General features: G+C 65.1%; 15 protein-coding genes. 2 read left to right on the top strand and 13 right to left on the bottom strand.

Translation table 11 applies throughout. The annotated features are described in order from the left end of the window. The 5 genes from tuf to Q1K70_RS02105 all read right to left on the bottom strand — a co-directional run bounded on the left by tuf (position 1) and on the right by Q1K70_RS02105 (position 5,011). Positions 1-1,194, bottom strand: coding sequence for an elongation factor Tu (tuf, locus tag Q1K70_RS02125; protein ID WP_300155086.1), 1,194 nt, complete (start codon positions 1,192-1,194; stop codon positions 1-3). A gap of 70 nt (positions 1,195-1,264) precedes the next feature. Further along, on the bottom strand, positions 1,265-3,337 hold the full coding sequence (gene fusA, locus Q1K70_RS02120) for an elongation factor G (protein ID WP_300155084.1): 2,073 nt from the start codon (positions 3,335-3,337) through the stop codon (positions 1,265-1,267). A gap of 18 nt (positions 3,338-3,355) precedes the next feature. Further along, the gene (gene rpsG / locus Q1K70_RS02115) at positions 3,356-3,826 is read right to left on the bottom strand and encodes a 30S ribosomal protein S7 (RefSeq protein ID WP_300155082.1); all 471 of its coding nucleotides are present in this window, start codon (positions 3,824-3,826) and stop codon (positions 3,356-3,358) included. Positions 3,827-3,850: 24 nt separating this feature from the next. Beyond that, the gene (rpsL, locus tag Q1K70_RS02110; RefSeq protein ID WP_300155079.1) at positions 3,851-4,222 is read right to left on the bottom strand and encodes a 30S ribosomal protein S12; all 372 of its coding nucleotides are present in this window, start codon (positions 4,220-4,222) and stop codon (positions 3,851-3,853) included. A gap of 171 nt (positions 4,223-4,393) precedes the next feature. Further along, positions 4,394-5,011: a hypothetical protein gene (locus Q1K70_RS02105; protein ID WP_300155076.1), complete on the bottom strand. Its 618-nt coding sequence runs from the start codon at positions 5,009-5,011 to the stop codon at positions 4,394-4,396. 321 nt (positions 5,012-5,332) lie between these two features. Here Q1K70_RS02105 and Q1K70_RS02100 point away from each other — a divergent pair, with 321 nt between their 5' ends. Next, a complete protein-coding gene (locus tag Q1K70_RS02100; protein ID WP_300155073.1) occupies positions 5,333-5,617 on the top strand; it encodes a hypothetical protein in 285 nt (94 codons plus the stop codon). A 134-nt stretch (positions 5,618-5,751) separates the two neighbouring features. On the opposite strand, the gene Q1K70_RS02095 is transcribed toward Q1K70_RS02100, so the two are convergent. The 8 genes from Q1K70_RS02095 to ald form a co-directional block, all read right to left on the bottom strand. Then, the gene (locus Q1K70_RS02095; RefSeq protein ID WP_300155068.1) at positions 5,752-6,144 is read right to left on the bottom strand and encodes a diacylglycerol kinase; all 393 of its coding nucleotides are present in this window, start codon (positions 6,142-6,144) and stop codon (positions 5,752-5,754) included. 226 nt (positions 6,145-6,370) lie between these two features. Then, positions 6,371-7,510: a hypothetical protein gene (locus Q1K70_RS02090; RefSeq protein ID WP_300155065.1), complete on the bottom strand. Its 1,140-nt coding sequence runs from the start codon at positions 7,508-7,510 to the stop codon at positions 6,371-6,373. A gap of 197 nt (positions 7,511-7,707) precedes the next feature. Then, a complete protein-coding gene (locus Q1K70_RS02085) occupies positions 7,708-8,436 on the bottom strand; it encodes an ABC transporter ATP-binding protein (protein ID WP_300155063.1) in 729 nt (242 codons plus the stop codon). After that, the gene (locus tag Q1K70_RS02080; RefSeq protein WP_300155061.1) at positions 8,436-9,203 is read right to left on the bottom strand and encodes an ABC transporter ATP-binding protein; all 768 of its coding nucleotides are present in this window, start codon (positions 9,201-9,203) and stop codon (positions 8,436-8,438) included. Before Q1K70_RS02080 ends, Q1K70_RS02085 begins: the two co-directional genes overlap by 1 nt. A 3-nt stretch (positions 9,204-9,206) precedes the next feature. Continuing rightward, on the bottom strand, positions 9,207-10,286 hold the full coding sequence (locus Q1K70_RS02075) for a branched-chain amino acid ABC transporter permease (protein ID WP_300155059.1): 1,080 nt from the start codon (positions 10,284-10,286) through the stop codon (positions 9,207-9,209). Positions 10,287-10,306: 20 nt separating this feature from the next. Continuing rightward, positions 10,307-11,230, bottom strand: a complete 924-nt coding sequence (locus tag Q1K70_RS02070; protein WP_300155057.1) for a branched-chain amino acid ABC transporter permease — start codon at positions 11,228-11,230, stop codon at positions 10,307-10,309. 147 nt (positions 11,231-11,377) lie between these two features. Then, the gene (locus tag Q1K70_RS02065; protein ID WP_300155054.1) at positions 11,378-12,544 is read right to left on the bottom strand and encodes an ABC transporter substrate-binding protein; all 1,167 of its coding nucleotides are present in this window, start codon (positions 12,542-12,544) and stop codon (positions 11,378-11,380) included. Between the two features lie 267 nt (positions 12,545-12,811). Further along, a complete protein-coding gene (ald, locus tag Q1K70_RS02060; protein WP_300155051.1) occupies positions 12,812-13,918 on the bottom strand; it encodes an alanine dehydrogenase in 1,107 nt (368 codons plus the stop codon). A 231-nt stretch (positions 13,919-14,149) separates the two neighbouring features. On the opposite strand from ald, the gene purU reads away from it, so the two are divergent. Then, positions 14,150-15,007, top strand: coding sequence for a formyltetrahydrofolate deformylase (purU, locus tag Q1K70_RS02055; RefSeq protein WP_300155048.1), 858 nt, complete (start codon positions 14,150-14,152; stop codon positions 15,005-15,007). Positions 15,008-15,025: the final 18 nt, after the last annotated feature.

Raw genomic sequence — 15,025 nt, 5'->3', positions numbered from 1 at the left:
TTACTCCACGATTTCCGACACGACGCCGGCGCCGACGGTGCGGCCGCCTTCGCGGATGGCGAAGCGCAGGCCCTTCTCCATGGCGATGGGGGCGATCAGCTCCACGTTGAACGTGGCGTTGTCGCCGGGCATCACCATCTCGACGCCTTCGGCCAGGGTGACGACGCCCGTGATGTCGGTCGTGCGGAAGTAGAATTGGGGACGGTAGCCGGAGAAAAACGGCGTGTGACGGCCGCCCTCTTCCTTGTTCAGGACGTACACTTCGGCCTTGAACTTGCGGTGCGGCGTGATGGAGCCGGGCTTGGCCAGCACCTGGCCGCGCTCGACCTCGTCGCGCTTGACGCCGCGCAAAAGCACGCCCACGTTGTCGCCGGCCTGGCCCTGGTCCAGGATCTTGCGGAACATCTCGACGCCGGTGCAGGTGGTCTTCACCGTGTCCTTGATGCCGATGATGGCCACTTCGTCGCCGACGGTGATGATGCCGCGCTCGACGCGGCCGGTCACCACCGTGCCGCGGCCGGAGATCGAGAACACGTCCTCAATGGGCATCAGGAACGGCTTGTCGATGTCGCGCTTGGGCTCGGGAATGAACGAGTCGCAGGCGTCGAGGAGCTCGAAGATCGGGGCGGCCTCGGGGCTGTTGACGTCGGAAGCCTCGAGGGCCTTGAGCGCCGAGCCCTTGATGACCGGGATGTCGTCGCCCGGGAAGCCGTACTTGGTGAGCAGCTCGCGCACTTCGAGCTCGACCAGCTCCAGCAGTTCGGGGTCGTCGACCAGGTCGACCTTGTTCATGAACACGACCAGCTGCGGCACGCCGACCTGACGGGCGAGCAGGATGTGCTCACGCGTCTGGGGCATGGGGCCGTCGGTGGCGGCGACGACGAGGATGCCGCCGTCCATCTGGGCCGCGCCGGTGATCATGTTCTTGATGTAGTCGGCGTGGCCGGGGCAGTCGACGTGGGCGTAGTGGCGCTTGTCGGTCTGGTATTCGACGTGGGCCGTGGCGATGGTGATGCCGCGCTCTTTTTCTTCCGGAGCCTTGTCGATCTGGTCGAAGGGAATGTACTCGCCAAAGCCCTTCATGCTGGCCAGACGCGTGATGGCCGCGGTCAGCGTGGTCTTGCCGTGGTCGATGTGACCGATGGTGCCGATGTTTACGTGCGGCTTGGTCCGCTCGAATTTCGCCTTGCCCATGTCGTCCCCCTGGAACTTTCCGCCGTGGCGGGTCGTTGTTTTGCTTCACCCTCGTCCGGCGCGCCGGACGCTATTTCTTCTTCATGATCTCGTCGGCCAGCGCCGCCGGGACCTTCTCGTAATGGTCGAACTGCATGCTGAAGGTGGCCCGGCCCTGCGAACGGGAGCGCAGGTCCGTGGCGTAGCCGAACATGGAGGAGAGGGGCACGTGGGCGGTGATGATCTGCGCCCCGGCCCGGGAGTCCATCTTGGCGATACGGCCGCGGCGGCCGTTTAAGTCACCCATGACGTCGCCCATGTACTCTTCCGGGGTGACCACTTCCACGGCCATGATGGGCTCGAGCAGCACCGGCCCGGCTTTCTGCACGGCTTCCTTGAAGCACTGCGAGGCGCAGATGAAGAACGCCTGCTCCGAGGAGTCGACTTCGTGGTAGGAGCCGAAGACCAGCTTGGCCCGGATGTCCACCAGCGGGAAGCCGGCCATGACGCCGCCCTTCATGGCGTTCTGGATGCCTTTGTCGACGGCCGGGATGTATTCCTTGGGGATGACGCCGCCCACGATTCCGTTCTCGAACTCGTAGCCGCCGTCTTCCTTGGGCTCGATTTCCAGCACCACGTGGCCGTACTGGCCGCGGCCGCCGGTCTGCTTGACGTAGCGCAGGTCGTTCTTGATGGCCTTGGTGATGGTCTCGCGGTAGGCGACCTGCGGCGCGCCCACGTTGGCGTTGACGCCGAACTCGCGCATGAGGCGGTCGACGATGATCTCCAGGTGCAGCTCGCCCATGCCGGCGATGAGCGTCTGGCCGGATTCCTCGTCGGACTTCACGCGGAAGGACGGGTCTTCCTTGGCCAGCTTGCCGAGCGCCTGGGACAGCGCGTCGCGGTCGGCCTTGGTCTTGGGCTCGATGGCCACCTCGATGACCGGCTCGGGGATGTTGAGGCTCTCCAGGGCCACGGGGCGGTTTTCCGCGCACAGCGTGTCGCCGGTGGAGGTGATCTTCATGCCCACGGCGGCCACGATGTCGCCGGCGTCGGCGTCTTTTATCTCTTCACGCTTGTTGGCGTGCATCTTGAGCAGGCGGCCGATGCGCTCCTTTTTCCCGGTGTTGGCGTTGAGCACGGTCATGCCGGACTCGATGCGGCCGGAGTAGATGCGCAAAAACGTCAGGTGGCCGATGAACGGGTCGCTCATGAGCTTAAACGCCAGGGCGGCCAAGGGCAGCTTGGGATCGCACGGGCACTCGATGATCTTGTCCTCGTGGTCCGGGTCGTGTCCCTGCATGGCCGGGATGTCGACCGGAGACGGCAGGAAGTCGACCACGGCGTCGAGCAGGGGCTGCACGCCCTTGTTCTTGAAGGCCGAGCCGCACAGCACCGGGCAGATGGCCAGGCTGATGGTGGCCTTGCGGATGCCGGCGATGAGCTCGTCGGGAGTGAGTTCCTCGCCGCCGAGGTACTTCTCCATGAGGGTCTCGTCTTCCTCGGCGATGGCCTCGACCATGTGCAGGCGCAGCTCTTCGTAGCGGTCCATGAGGTCGGCGGGGATGTCCTTGTAGACATACTCCTTGCCCATGGACTCGGTGTCGAAATAGACGGCCTTGCCCTGGATCATGTCCACCACGCCCTGGAAGTTCTCCTCGGAGCCGATGGGGATCTGCAGGGGCACGGGCTTGGCGCCCAGGCGGTCGCGGATCATGTCCACGCAACGGAAGAAGTCCGCGCCGATGCGGTCCATCTTGTTGACGAAGCTCATACGGGGAACGCGGTACCGTTCGGCCTGCCGCCAGACCGTCTCGGACTGGGGCTCGACGCCGGAGACGGCGTCGAAAACGGCGACCGCCCCGTCGAGGACACGCAGGGAGCGCTCCACCTCGATGGTAAAATCCACGTGACCGGGCGTGTCGATGATGTTGATCCGATGGTCCCGCCAAAAGCAGGTGGTGGCGGCGGAGGTGATGGTGATGCCACGCTCCTGTTCCTGGACCATCCAGTCCATGGTGGCCTGGCCGTCATGGACTTCGCCTATCTTGTGCGACACCCCGGTGTAAAAGAGAATACGTTCGGTGGTGGTCGTCTTCCCGGCATCGATGTGGGCCATGATGCCGATGTTGCGTTGCCGCTCAATGGGTACAGTCTTAGACACGACGCGTTCCTTGTGCGACTACCACCGGTAATGGGCAAACGCCTTGTTGGCGTCCGCCATGCGGTGCGTATCCTCTTTCTTTTTCACGGCGCCGCCGCGATTGTGATAGGCGTCCAGCAGTTCGCCCGACAGCTTCTCCGCCATGCCCTTCTCGCCGCGGGAGCGGGCGTTGCCGACCAGCCAGCGCAGGGCCAGGGTCAGCTGCCGCTCGGGCCGCACTTCCATGGGCACCTGGTAGGTGGCGCCGCCGACCCGGCGGGGCTTGACTTCCATGTGGGGCTTGACGTTGGCCACGGCCTTCTCGAAGGCCTTCAAGGGATCCTCGCCGGACTTCTCGGCCAGGACGTCCACGGCCTTGTAGAAAATACCCTCGGCCACGCCCTTCTTGCCGTCGTACATCAGACGGTTGATGAACTTCATCACCAGATGGCTGCCGAACTTCGGATCGGGCAGCACCGAACGCTTGGATACGGGACCTTTACGCGGCATACGCGCTTTCTCCTTTGTCCGGAATTACTTGGGCCGCTTGGCGCCGTACTTGGAACGGCCCTGGCGACGATCGGACACGCCGGCGGTGTCGAGCGTGCCGCGGATGATGTGGTAACGCACGCCGGGAAGGTCCTTGACGCGGCCGCCCCGGATCATCACCACCGAGTGTTCCTGCAGGTTGTGGCCTTCGCCCGGGATGTACGAGGTCACCTCGATGCCGTTGGTCAGACGCACGCGGGCGACTTTGCGCAAAGCCGAGTTCGGCTTTTTGGGCGTGGTCGTGTACACGCGGGTGCACACGCCCCGGCGCTGCGGGCAGGCTTGCAGGGCGGGCGTCTTGCGGCGCTTGGCCACCTTGGCCCGCTCCTTGCGGATAAGTTGATTGATCGTGGGCATAGCCGTCTCCGTTCAAGAAAAATCGTAGTGTATGGCAAAGACAGAGGCATATAGACCCATCGCCAAGCCGTGTCAAGCGGCAATGGGTCAGCCGGCAAAAAAAACAGGCCCTCCCACCCTGTGCGGGCGGGAGGGCCTGACGTATTACCCTACTTCTCGGAGTTTGTCAGCCTAGAAAGTGAAGCGGAAGCCGGCATGGCCACCCCAGCCGTCGATGCCGTGGTTGTCGAAGCCGATGCGCTGGTAGCGGCCGGCGATCTCGAAGGACACGGACGGGCTGAAGGCCACGGTGAAACCGATGTCCACGGGCCAGGTCGGGTTGGAGTAGTTGCCCTTGCCGCCGTTCTCCCAGAACGGGATCCGGTCGTTCGAGAAGATGCCGCCGATGCCGGTGCCGATGAACATGGCCGCCTTGTCGGTGCGCACGGGGTAGTAGCGGATCAGGGCGTTGGCGCCGAAGGCCCAGGGATTCTGGGAATAACCCTCATGGGTGGCCACCGCGTTGACGAAGGAGCCGGCGGCGGTGTTGCGGTCGATCTTCTTCTGGTTGAACGAATAGGCCAGGGCTTCCAGGCCGATGGACAGGCCGTCCATGACGAAATAGCCGCCGTTGGCGCCGAAGGTCAGGTAGGATTCCACCGCCTTCTGCCCGGTGCCGTAGACGCCGAATTCCGGCGTGACGTAGACAGTGCCCGCCTCGCCGATGGCGAAGGAGCGGGAGGGCAGCGCCGTCAGGCCGATAAAGGCCGCCAGCATCAGCACCAAAATCTTTTGCACACGCGCGTTCATGGCCTTCCTCCTTGGATACAAGCACGTTGAGCGTTGCATTCCGTTGGCGAGACGTCCCGCTTGCTTTTCCCGGCGACCAAGGGCCGCGCCGGGCAGCCGTGTATGCGGACGTCTGGAGCAAGACATAAGTCGCCTTCGGGACTTGACCAGGGGGCGGACGTCTCTTTTCCTCCCCGGAACGACGCCGCCCGACCTCCTAACTGTGCATCTTCTTAGCAGACACGGGACGGCTCCGCAAGAGAGGAAGGGAGGCTGGGAAAATATTGCCACTGCCCCGCCCTTCCTGTAGTTTCCCGGACATAACGCCACCCGGAGGGACGTATGGACGGGAAAAAGCCTTTCGGCGTCGACATGGAGGAAGTGCTGGCCGGATACAAGGCCAAGATCGAATCCGCCAGGGCCTCGGCCAAGGAAAAGGGCCCGGACTTTTTCGATCGATGGGAAGGAGAGCTCGAGCACCTGCTCGAGAAATACGACAGGGCGCGGTACAAGCTGACGCTGTTGCGAAAAGGCGGCGGCGACGCCCTCTCCGAGCTGCGCGAGGGCTTCGAGACCGCCCTGGCCGACCTCAAGGAGGCCCTGGCCCGGGCCAGGGGAAAATTCTAGGCCGCGCCCCCCGCCCGCCTCCGTCGGCGGCGGCGCGGCCCGCCACCGGCAGGACCTTCCGGGCAACGGCGCAGGGACGTGAAGCAAGCGCCGCTGCCCTTTCCGGTCAGGGCGGCGGCGGATGCGCCGCCGCCTCAGGGGCCGGGCCAGGCGTCGAACAGGTAGCCCGCCTCCCAGACGATCACCAGCAGCCAGAAGGCGATGCCGATGCCGGCCCCGGCGGCGGCCATGTCCTTTATGGCCTTGATGCGCCGGTCCTCCCGGTCCACCAGGAAGTCGCACACCCCTTCTATGGCGGAATTGATGAGCTCCACGGCCAGCATCTGGCCCGTGGCCACGAGCACGATCAGGAAATCCCGCCAATGGCCGGCCAGGGCGAAGACCAGGAGCGCCACGGCCGAGACCGCCGCCTTCCAGGCCACGCTCACGTCGTAGACCACGGCGAAGCGCAGCCCCGACAGGACCACCAGGATTTTGCGCACCGGGCGCCAGCCCGGCTCGCCCGTGCCCAGGAACTTGTTGCGCATGCAGGCCCTCCACGCTCCGAGACCGGGCGCTTCTCCGGCCCGGGCGGACAATCGCCCCACGGCTCCACCCTTCCCAAACTGTCATGAATCGGCCCGGCCGCCAACAACAAAGGCGGCCCGCGGGGGCCGCCCTTGGAGACCGCCGCGCCCGTCGGTCCGCGCGGCGTCGCGTCCTCGAAACGCGCCCTCGCCCCTTCGAGGCCGGCGCGCTCCTTTTGTTGCCTGGCTAGGCCTGCAGGTCGACGCCCCCGTCGGAGCCCAGTTGCATGGCCTGCTGCTCGTAGGAATTCTGGTAGGCGTCGTAGCGGTTGGCGGCGTACTGCCCGAGCAGGTCGGTCAGGTCGTCGCCCTTTTTCAGCGACGAGCCGTAGGCCTGGCCCTCGGCCGTGGAACTGAAGGGAATCTCCTTGGTGGACTGGCTGACGATGTTGCCGTCGGCGTCCGTCACGGTGGTGGTTTCCTGGATGCCTTCGGAGGTGAAGGTCATGGTCACGGTGGTGGTGTTGTCGCTGTCGTCCGAAGAGCCGGAAGAGGACGCTCCGGAAGAGCCCGAGGAACTCGAAGAGCTCGACGTGCTCGACGACGAGGTCGAGGAGGCGCTCGAGGCGTCGGCGGTCGCGGTCGTCGCGGCCGTGGACGAGGTGGACGAGGAGACCAGGTTGCCGTCGGCGTCGTAGCTGGCGTTTTCCGTCACGGAGCCGCCGTCCGGGCCGTTTCGGGTGATGGTGGCGGTGACGCTGCCGTCGGAAGCCGTCAGCATGCTGCCGGACTCCAGGACGTTGCCGTCGCCGTCCGTGAGGGTTTCGGTTTCCTTGAACCCGTCGGAAGTGTTTTCCCCGGTGATGGTCCGGGTGGTGGAGTTGCCCGACGGGTCGGTCATGGTGATGGTGGTGGTGTAGGAGCCGTCGGCGTTGGCGACGGTCTTTTCGGTGCCGACCTGGTTGCCGCTGGAGTCCGTCAACGTGGCGGTGGTGGTCGTGGAACCATCCGCGTTGGTCGTGGTGGACTCGGACCGGTTCAACTCGCCGGATCCGCCCTGGGCCCCGTCCATGGGCGGCGGGGACGGCGTGTCGCCCTCTTCGTCCTGGCTGGCCGTGGTCAGCGTTCCCGTTTCCATGTCGTAGGACAGGGAGCCGTTTCCGGCCAGGAGGGCGGCGAGGATGTCGTTGAAGCTTCCGGCGGAACTCGACGTGGACGACGAGGACCCGGAAGAAGTTGCCGACGTGGCGTCGGTGGCGTCGCTTCCCTGCGACAGGAGACTGAGGACGGACGACTGGCTGCCGGTGGAAGAGGTCTGCCCGTAGCTGGCAAGCAATTGCTGGAGCCAGTAGTCGCTCGATGACTGACCTACGGATGATACGCTCATGTCCATCTCTCCTTTGGGCGGGAAATTTTTGCCGGGCGAGGCGTTCCCCGCTGGGAGAGTGGCAAGAGGCGTGCCGGGAAAAGGCAGAAACTGCCGACGCGGCGGCCGGCAGGCGGTTACAAGCAAGTCATGGACCAAATGAAAAAACCCGGCCGGGCGAACGCCCGGCCGGGTTTCAAGCGTCGTTGCGGGCTACCTCAGCCGCCGAGATAGGCCTTTTTCACTTCGGGGTCGCACTTGAGCTCCTCGGCCGTGCCCGAGGTCTTGATCTCGCCGGTGTCCAGCACGTAGCCCCGGTGGGCGAACGACAGGGCCACCTTGGCGTTCTGCTCGATCAAAAGGATGGTGAGCCCCTGCTCGTTGAGCTTTTTGAGCGTGCGGAACATCTCGTACATGAGCAGCGGGGCCAGGCCCATGCTCGGCTCGTCGAGGAGGATGAAGTCGCAGCCGGTCATGATGGCCCGGCCCACGGCCAGCATCTGCTGCTCGCCGCCGGAGAGCGATTCGCTGCGCTGCCTGCGCCGCTCGGACAGGCGCGGGAAAAGCGACAGCACCCGGTCGAGGTCGCGGGCCACGGCCTCCTCCCCGTCCTTGCGGGCGTAGGTGGCGAGCACCAGGTTCTCCATGACCGTGAGGTTGCCGAAGATGCGCCGGCCTTCGGGGGAGAGGTCCATGTGGAGCTTGCGCACCACGTCGTGGGGCTCCATGGACAGGATGGACTTCCCCTCGTACTTGATGTCGCCCTCCACCACCTTGGGGGCTTCGGGGGGCGGCAGGCGCATGATGGAAAGGAGCGTGGTGGTCTTGCCCGCGCCGTTGGCCCCGATCAGCGCGACGATCTCCCCGCGGTTCACGTGGAAGGAGATGCCGTGCAGGGCCTCGATGTTGCCGTACTTGACCCGGAGGTTTTCAACGGAGAGCAGCATCAGATTGTATCGTCTCCCAGATAGGCTTTGATGACTTCGGGGTTGTTCTGGATCTCCTCGGGCGAACCCTCGGCGATGGTGGCCCCGAAATCGATGACCTTGATCCACGAACACAGGCTCATGACCACGTCCATCTGGTGCTCGATCATCCAGATGGCCAGGCCGAAATCCTTGTGGATGTCGGCGATGAGCTTGATCAGCCCCTCCACGTCGGAGGAGTTGAGCCCGGCGGCGGGCTCGTCGAGCATCAAAAGCGCCGGCCTGGTGGACAGCGCCCTGGCGATCTCCACCAGGCGCTGCACGCCGTAGGGCAGGTTCTTGGGAAACTCGTGGGCCACCTCGCCCAGGCCCAGGCGCGAGAGCAGCTCCATGGCGTGGTCCTCGATGTCGCGCTCGCGCTGCATGTAGCGCGGGGTGCGCAGGAAGCAGTCGAGCAGGCCGTAGCCCAGGGCGTGGTGCTGGGCGATGCGGATGTTGTCGAGCACCGTCATGTCGAACCACAACCGGATGTTCTGGAAGGTGCGGGCGATGCCCCGGGCCGTGACCTGGTGGGGCTTGAGCCCCTTGATGGACTGGCCCTTGAAGAGGATCTCGCCGCGCGTGGGCTTGTAGAAGCCGCTGACGAGGTTGAAGACCGTGGTCTTGCCCGCGCCGTTGGGGCCGATCAGCGCCACCATCTGGCCCTCGTCAAGGGCCACCGAAAACTCCGACACGGCGCACAGCCCGCCGAAGTACTGCGTCATTTCATTTACTTCCAGCAGCGCCACGGCCTACCCCTTGAACTTGTAGAATTTGCGCAGCCCCGGGAACACGTCGGCCAGCTCGCGACGCCCCATGATGCCCTCGGGCCGAAACTGCATCAGCAAAACGAGCAGCAGCGGGATCAGCACCCACTTCCAGACCTGCGTCACCTCGTAGGAATCCGGGATGACGGAAATGTAGTGCAGGAAGGTGTTGATGTAGCCGAAGGCGTCCCGCAGGTACTCGATCAAAAGCGTCATGAGGATGGCGGCCAGGACGGAGCCGGACAGGGAGCCCATGCCGCCGAGATAGACCATGACCATGATTTCCGTGGACTTGAGTATCGTGAACGTGCCCGGATTGACGTAGCCCAGGATGTGGGCGAACAGGCCGCCGGCCAGGCCGGCCAGGCCGCAGGAGACCATGAAGGCCACCAGTTTGACCCGGTCGGTGTCGACGCTCATGATCTCGGCCGCGATCTCGTCCTGGCTGATGGCGTCCACGCCCTTGCCGAAGGTGGAATAGATGAAGCGGCGGATGAGCCACACGGAAAAGACCGTGCCGACGAAGACCCAGATCATGATCCAGGGCAGGTTGGCGGTGGCGGTCATGGCGTTCATGACGCCGCCCATGCCCATGAATCCCCTGGCCCCGCCGATGACGCCGATGTTCTCGATGGTGGACTTGACGATATAGGCGGCGGCGATGGTGATGATGGCCAGATAGTCGCCCCGGGTCTTGAACGACGGGATGGCCACGAGCAGGCCGACCACCGAGGCGGCCAAGGCCCCGGCCAGCAGAACCAGCGGGAAAAGCCACACGGCCAGGTCGGGCGAGAGCAGCGGTTCGCCGAACACGGCGCTCTTGGTGAAAAGGGCCACGGACAGCAAAGAGGAGACGTAGGCGCCAACGGCCATGAACCCGGCATGGCCGCAGGAGAATTCGCCCATGTTGCCGTTGATGATGTTGAGACTCGACGACAGGATGATGTTGACGCCCATGAACAGGATCACGGACTGCCAATAGGCGTTCAATGCGCCGCTCATGCAGGCCCAAAGCAGCACGGCGAGCAGCAGGGCCAGCAGGGCGGGAACGGTCAGGCGCTTCATCGGTATCCCCCTTGCCGACCCTAGATTTTGGTCCGCCGGGCCACGCCGAAGAGGCCGGTGGGCCGGATGGACAGGATGAGGAGCAGAATCGAGAACGCGATGAGGTCCCGGAAGGTGGACGGGAAAAAGGCCACCACCATGATCTCCACGAACCCGAGGAGAAAGCCTCCGGCAAAGGCCCCGGCGATGGAGCCGATGCCGCCCACCACGGCCGCGATGAAGGCCTTCCAGCCGATGAGCGCCCCCATGTAGGGGTCGATGACCGGGTAGGTCATGGCGAAGAAGAGCCCGGCCAGGCCGGCGAAGCCCGAGCCCAGCACGAAGGTGAAGACGATGACCGTGTCGGCCGGGATGCCCATGAGCGGCACGGCGAAGCGGTCGTAGGAAATGGCCCGCATGGCCATGCCGATCTTGGTGCGCGTGACGATGAAGTGGAGCAGCAGGAAGGAGAAGATGGCCACGCCGATGACCATCAATTTGATGTTGGTCACGGTGACGCCGAAGACGTCGAACACCTTGGTCGGCAGGAGCGTGGGGAAGCTCTTGCGGCTGGCCCCGAGCAGGGCGAGGTTGCCGTTTTCGAGAATCAGCCCGCACATGAGCGCCGTGATGACGACGTAGAGGCGGTTGACGCCCTTGCGCCGCAGCGGCCGGTAGGCCACGCGCTCAAGCGTCACGCCGACCACGGCCGTCAGCAGCATGGTCAGGGGCACGGCCAAGGCCAGCACCAGCCAGCCGGGCATGCCGGGGATGAAGCCGAACTTGCCGAGAAAGAGCATGCACACGTAAAAGGCGATGTAGGCCCCGACCATGAAGATGTCGCCGTGGGCGAAGTTGATGAGGAGCAATACGCCGTAGACGAGGCAGTAGCCAAGGGCGATCAGGGAATAGAAGCTCCCCCACTGCAGGGCGTTGAGGAGATTTTGCATGAGGCTTTGCAGCAACGGAGACCCCCTTGGCGCAAATTGTTCGAGCCTGTCCGTCCGGGCGCGCGGCCCGGGCGGCGAAGGTTGCGGCTTTTTGCCCGGCGACGCCGCCGAAGGGGGCGGCGTCGCCGGGGCGCGGCCGGCCGGCGCGAGGCCGGGCCGGGGCTACGGACAGACGGACTTGTAGAAGGCGAACTTGCCGGCGTCGTCGATTTTCACCACCACGGCGCACTTGATGGGGTCGTGGTCGCCGGTGGGCGGATAGGACATGTCGCCGGTGATGCCCTCGAACTTCTTGATGCCGGCCATGGCCTTCATGAGGGCCTCGCGGTCCTTGGGCATGTCGCCGGTGAGGGCGGGCAGGGTCTTGACGGCGTCGAGCATCAGGTTGGCGCCGTCCCAGGTCAGGGCGGCGACGTCGTCCGGGGTCTTCTTGTAGAGCTTGGTGTACTCGTCGATGAATTCCTTGGTCTTGCCCTTGGCGCCGGCGGCGGCGTAGTGGGTGACGAAGAAGTAGCCCTTGCAGTCGTCGCCGCAAAGGCCCATCAGGTCGCCGGAGCCCCAGGAGTCGCTGCCGAGCACGGGCTTGTTGAAGCCGAGCGACTTGGCCTGCTTCACGATCAGCGGCACTTCGTTGTAGTACTGGGGCACGAACAGCACGTCCGCGCCGGACTTGGCGATGTTGGTCAGCTGGGCCGAGAAGTCCACGTCCTTGGTGGTGAAGGTTTCGAAGGCGACCACGGAGCCGGGGCCGTTGATCTTCTCGAAGGCGGCCTTGAAGTCCTCGGCCAGCCCCTTGGGATAGTCGGAGGCGATGTCGTAGAGCACGGCGGCCTTTTTCGCCTTGAATTCCTCGTTGGCGAACTTGGCGGCCGTGGGGCCCTGGAAGGTGTCGAGGAAGCAGCCGCGGAACACGTAGGGGCGGTTCTTGGTGGTGTTGGGGTTGGTGGACCAGGGGGCCATCATCGGGGTCTTGAGGTCATTGGCGGCCTCGCCGGCGGGCACGGCCTGCTTGCTGGACTGGGGGCCGACCATGCCGAGGACGCCATCCTGGGTGATCAGCTTGCGGGCGGCGGACAGGGCGGATTCGGCCTTGGACTCGTTGTCCTCGTAGATGAATTCCACCAGGTACTTCTTGCCGCCGACCTCGATCCCGCCGGCGTCGTTGATCTTCTTTTTCAGCATCTCGGCGGCGTTCTTCGAGGATTCGCCTACATCCGGGATGTCGCCGGTCAGCGGGATGTTGAATCCCAGTTTGATGGTGTCCGCGGCGCGGGCCGGCGCGGCCATCCCGAGGACGAGCAACAGGGCAATGAGCCAGGACCTTTTCATGGACGCCTCCTGTTTACAGTCGATTTCAACCACTTAGCCCAAAGTCAAGTTCCTGTGGAGATACATGAACTCGGCCGGGATGGGAATCCCCCGCCCCCCTCCTTGACACATATTTGTGAAACTCGGCGGAACGGGCCGCTCCCCTTCCCCGCCATTTCCGGCATTCGCCGTGTCCCGAAAGCGCACGAACACAAATGTATGGAACAACACTTTCAAATAGCTCTGCTTTCTTAAAAGATACCGCCGCATTTTTCAAGGCGCGCGACGTCAGGCCAGGGCCGCCGCAACCGGAAAAAGCGGCAATCCGAAGGCCTCGGCCACGCCGGCGAAGGTGAGCTTGCCGGCATGGGTGTTGAGCCCCCTGGCCAGGGCGGCGTCGTCGCGCAGCGCGCCGAGGCCGTGGGCCGCAAGCCGCAGCGCATAGGGCAGGGTCTGGTTGCACAGGGCGTAGGTCGAGGTGCGCGGCACGGCCCCGGGCATGTTGGCCACGCCGTAGTGGACCACGCCGTCGATGACGTAGGTGGGATTGGCGTGGGTGGTGGCCTTGATGGTCTCCACGCAGCCGCCCTGGTCCACGGCCACGTCCACGATGACCGAGCCTTCCTTCATGGTGGGCAGCATGTCGCGGCTGACCAGGTGGGGGGCCTTGGCCCCGGGGATGAGCACCGCGCCGATGAGCAGGTCGGCGTAGGTCACGGCCTTGCGGATGTTGGCCTCGTTGCTGGCCATGGTGACGATGCGGCCCTGGTAGATGTCGTCGAGGTACTGGAGCCGGGCGTGGTTCACGTCGAGGACCGTCACCTGCGCGCCCATGCCCACGGCCAACTTGCAGGCGTTGGCCCCGACCACGCCCGCGCCGAGGACCACCACCGAGGCCTGCGGCACGCCGGGCACGCCGCCGAGCAGGATGCCGCGCCCGCCCTGGGACTTCTCCAGGGCGTGGGCCCCGACCTGCGGGGCCATGCGGCCGGCCACCTCGCTCATGGGGACGAGCAGCGGCAGCGCGCCGCTCGGCAGTTGCACGGTCTCGTAGGCCACGCCCGTGGCACCGGAGGCGAGCAGCGCCTCGGTCAGCGCCCGGTCGGCGGCCAGATGCAGGTAGGTGAAAAGAAGCAGGCCCTTGCGCAGGTATTTGTACTCGCAGGCGATGGGCTCCTTGACCTTGACGACCATCTGCGCGCCCCAGGCCGCGGCGGCATCGACAAGTTTGGCGCCCGCCCGGGCGTACTGGTCGTCGGCAAGCCCCGAGCCCAGGCCCGCGCCGGCCTCGACGAGGACCTCGTGGCCGCGCCGGACAAGCGTCTCCACCGCTCCCGGGGTCATGGCCACGCGATTTTCCAGCACCTTGATTTCCTTCGGAATGCCAATGAGCATAGGAGGTCCTCGCTGGGAAAGAATCGTTAAAAGTTCGGCTTCCCTTCGGCCGCGGCGCGTTCGAAACGGGGGCCCACCCGCGGTGGATGGGCTTCTCTAAACGAATTTACGGAAAATAACAATATTGTCCGAATAATCTTTGGAGAAAGCCCGCTGGCCTCAAAAAGCGTTCTGGGGTATGGGCTTTTCCCCGGCATGGCCCGGACGCTCCACTGCAAGGATACCACGTTTATGACACATATCGCCCGTTTGCGCATCACCTGTCCCGACCGGCCCGGCATCGTGTCCGCGGTCACCACCTTCCTGCACGCCCACGGGGCCAACATCATCGACCTGGACCAGCACTCCACGGACCCCGAGGGCGGGACGTTCTTCATGCGGCTGGAATTCTACGCGCCCTACATCGACATTTCGCGCACGGCCCTGGAAGCGGCCTTCGGCGAGGTGGTGGGGTCGCGGTTCGCCATGGACTGGCGGCTGACCTACACCGACGTGCCGCGCCGGGCGGTGTTTCTGGTGTCGCGCCACGACCACTGTTTGATGGAACTCCTGTGGCGGCACGCCCGGGGCGAGCTGCCGTGCCAGGTGGCCATGGTCGTCAGCAACCACGAAGACCTCAAAGGGAGCGTGGAGGGCTTCGGCGTGCCGTTTTCCTGCGTGCCCGTGGGCGACGGCGGCATGGCCGAGGTCGAGGCGCGGATGGCGGAACTGCTTGGCGCGGACACGGACCTCATCGTGCTGGCCCGGTACATGCGCATTCTTTCGGCGGACTTCCTGCGGCCCTACGAGCACCGGGTCATCAACATCCACCATTCGTTCCTGCCGGCCTTCGTCGGGGCCGACCCCTATCGCCAGGCCCACGAGCGCGGGGTGAAGCTCATCGGGGCCACGGCCCACTACGTGACGTCGGAGCTCGACGCCGGCCCGATCATCGAGCAGGACACGGCCCGGGTGACGCACCGCTTCTCCGTGGCCGACCTCAAGGCCACGGGCAGCGACCTGGAGCGCACGGTGCTGGCCCGGGCGGTCAAGTGGCACCTGGAGGACCGGGTGATCGTGTACGGGAACAAGACGGTGGTGTTTCGGTAGGCGCAAGCGCCGCCCCCG

The sequence above is a fragment of the Solidesulfovibrio sp. genome, from assembly GCF_029978005.1.
In the GTDB taxonomy this organism is placed as follows: Bacteria; Desulfobacterota; Desulfovibrionia; order Desulfovibrionales; family Desulfovibrionaceae; genus Solidesulfovibrio.
Note: the sequence above shows the minus strand (reverse complement) of the source record. Positions and strands in the feature narration are given on the sequence as shown.

What these genes read in the sequence shown, in the direction of transcription:
- tuf (WP_300155086.1), bottom strand. Translation starts at nt 1,194, where the DNA reads ATGGGCAAGGCGAAATTCGAGCGGACCAAGCCGCACGTAAACATCGGC.
- rpsG (WP_300155082.1), bottom strand. Translation starts at nt 3,826, where the DNA reads ATGCCGCGTAAAGGTCCCGTATCCAAGCGTTCGGTGCTGCCCGATCCG.
- rpsL (WP_300155079.1), bottom strand. Translation starts at nt 4,222, where the DNA reads ATGCCCACGATCAATCAACTTATCCGCAAGGAGCGGGCCAAGGTGGCC.
- Q1K70_RS02105 (WP_300155076.1), bottom strand. Translation starts at nt 5,011, where the DNA reads ATGAACGCGCGTGTGCAAAAGATTTTGGTGCTGATGCTGGCGGCCTTT.
- Q1K70_RS02100 (WP_300155073.1), top strand. Translation starts at nt 5,333, where the DNA reads ATGGACGGGAAAAAGCCTTTCGGCGTCGACATGGAGGAAGTGCTGGCC.
- Q1K70_RS02095 (WP_300155068.1), bottom strand. Translation starts at nt 6,144, where the DNA reads ATGCGCAACAAGTTCCTGGGCACGGGCGAGCCGGGCTGGCGCCCGGTG.
- Q1K70_RS02090 (WP_300155065.1), bottom strand. Translation starts at nt 7,510, where the DNA reads ATGAGCGTATCATCCGTAGGTCAGTCATCGAGCGACTACTGGCTCCAG.
- Q1K70_RS02085 (WP_300155063.1), bottom strand. Translation starts at nt 8,436, where the DNA reads ATGCTGCTCTCCGTTGAAAACCTCCGGGTCAAGTACGGCAACATCGAG.
- Q1K70_RS02075 (WP_300155059.1), bottom strand. Translation starts at nt 10,286, where the DNA reads ATGAAGCGCCTGACCGTTCCCGCCCTGCTGGCCCTGCTGCTCGCCGTG.
- Q1K70_RS02065 (WP_300155054.1), bottom strand. Translation starts at nt 12,544, where the DNA reads ATGAAAAGGTCCTGGCTCATTGCCCTGTTGCTCGTCCTCGGGATGGCC.
- ald (WP_300155051.1), bottom strand. Translation starts at nt 13,918, where the DNA reads ATGCTCATTGGCATTCCGAAGGAAATCAAGGTGCTGGAAAATCGCGTG.
- purU (WP_300155048.1), top strand. Translation starts at nt 14,150, where the DNA reads ATGACACATATCGCCCGTTTGCGCATCACCTGTCCCGACCGGCCCGGC.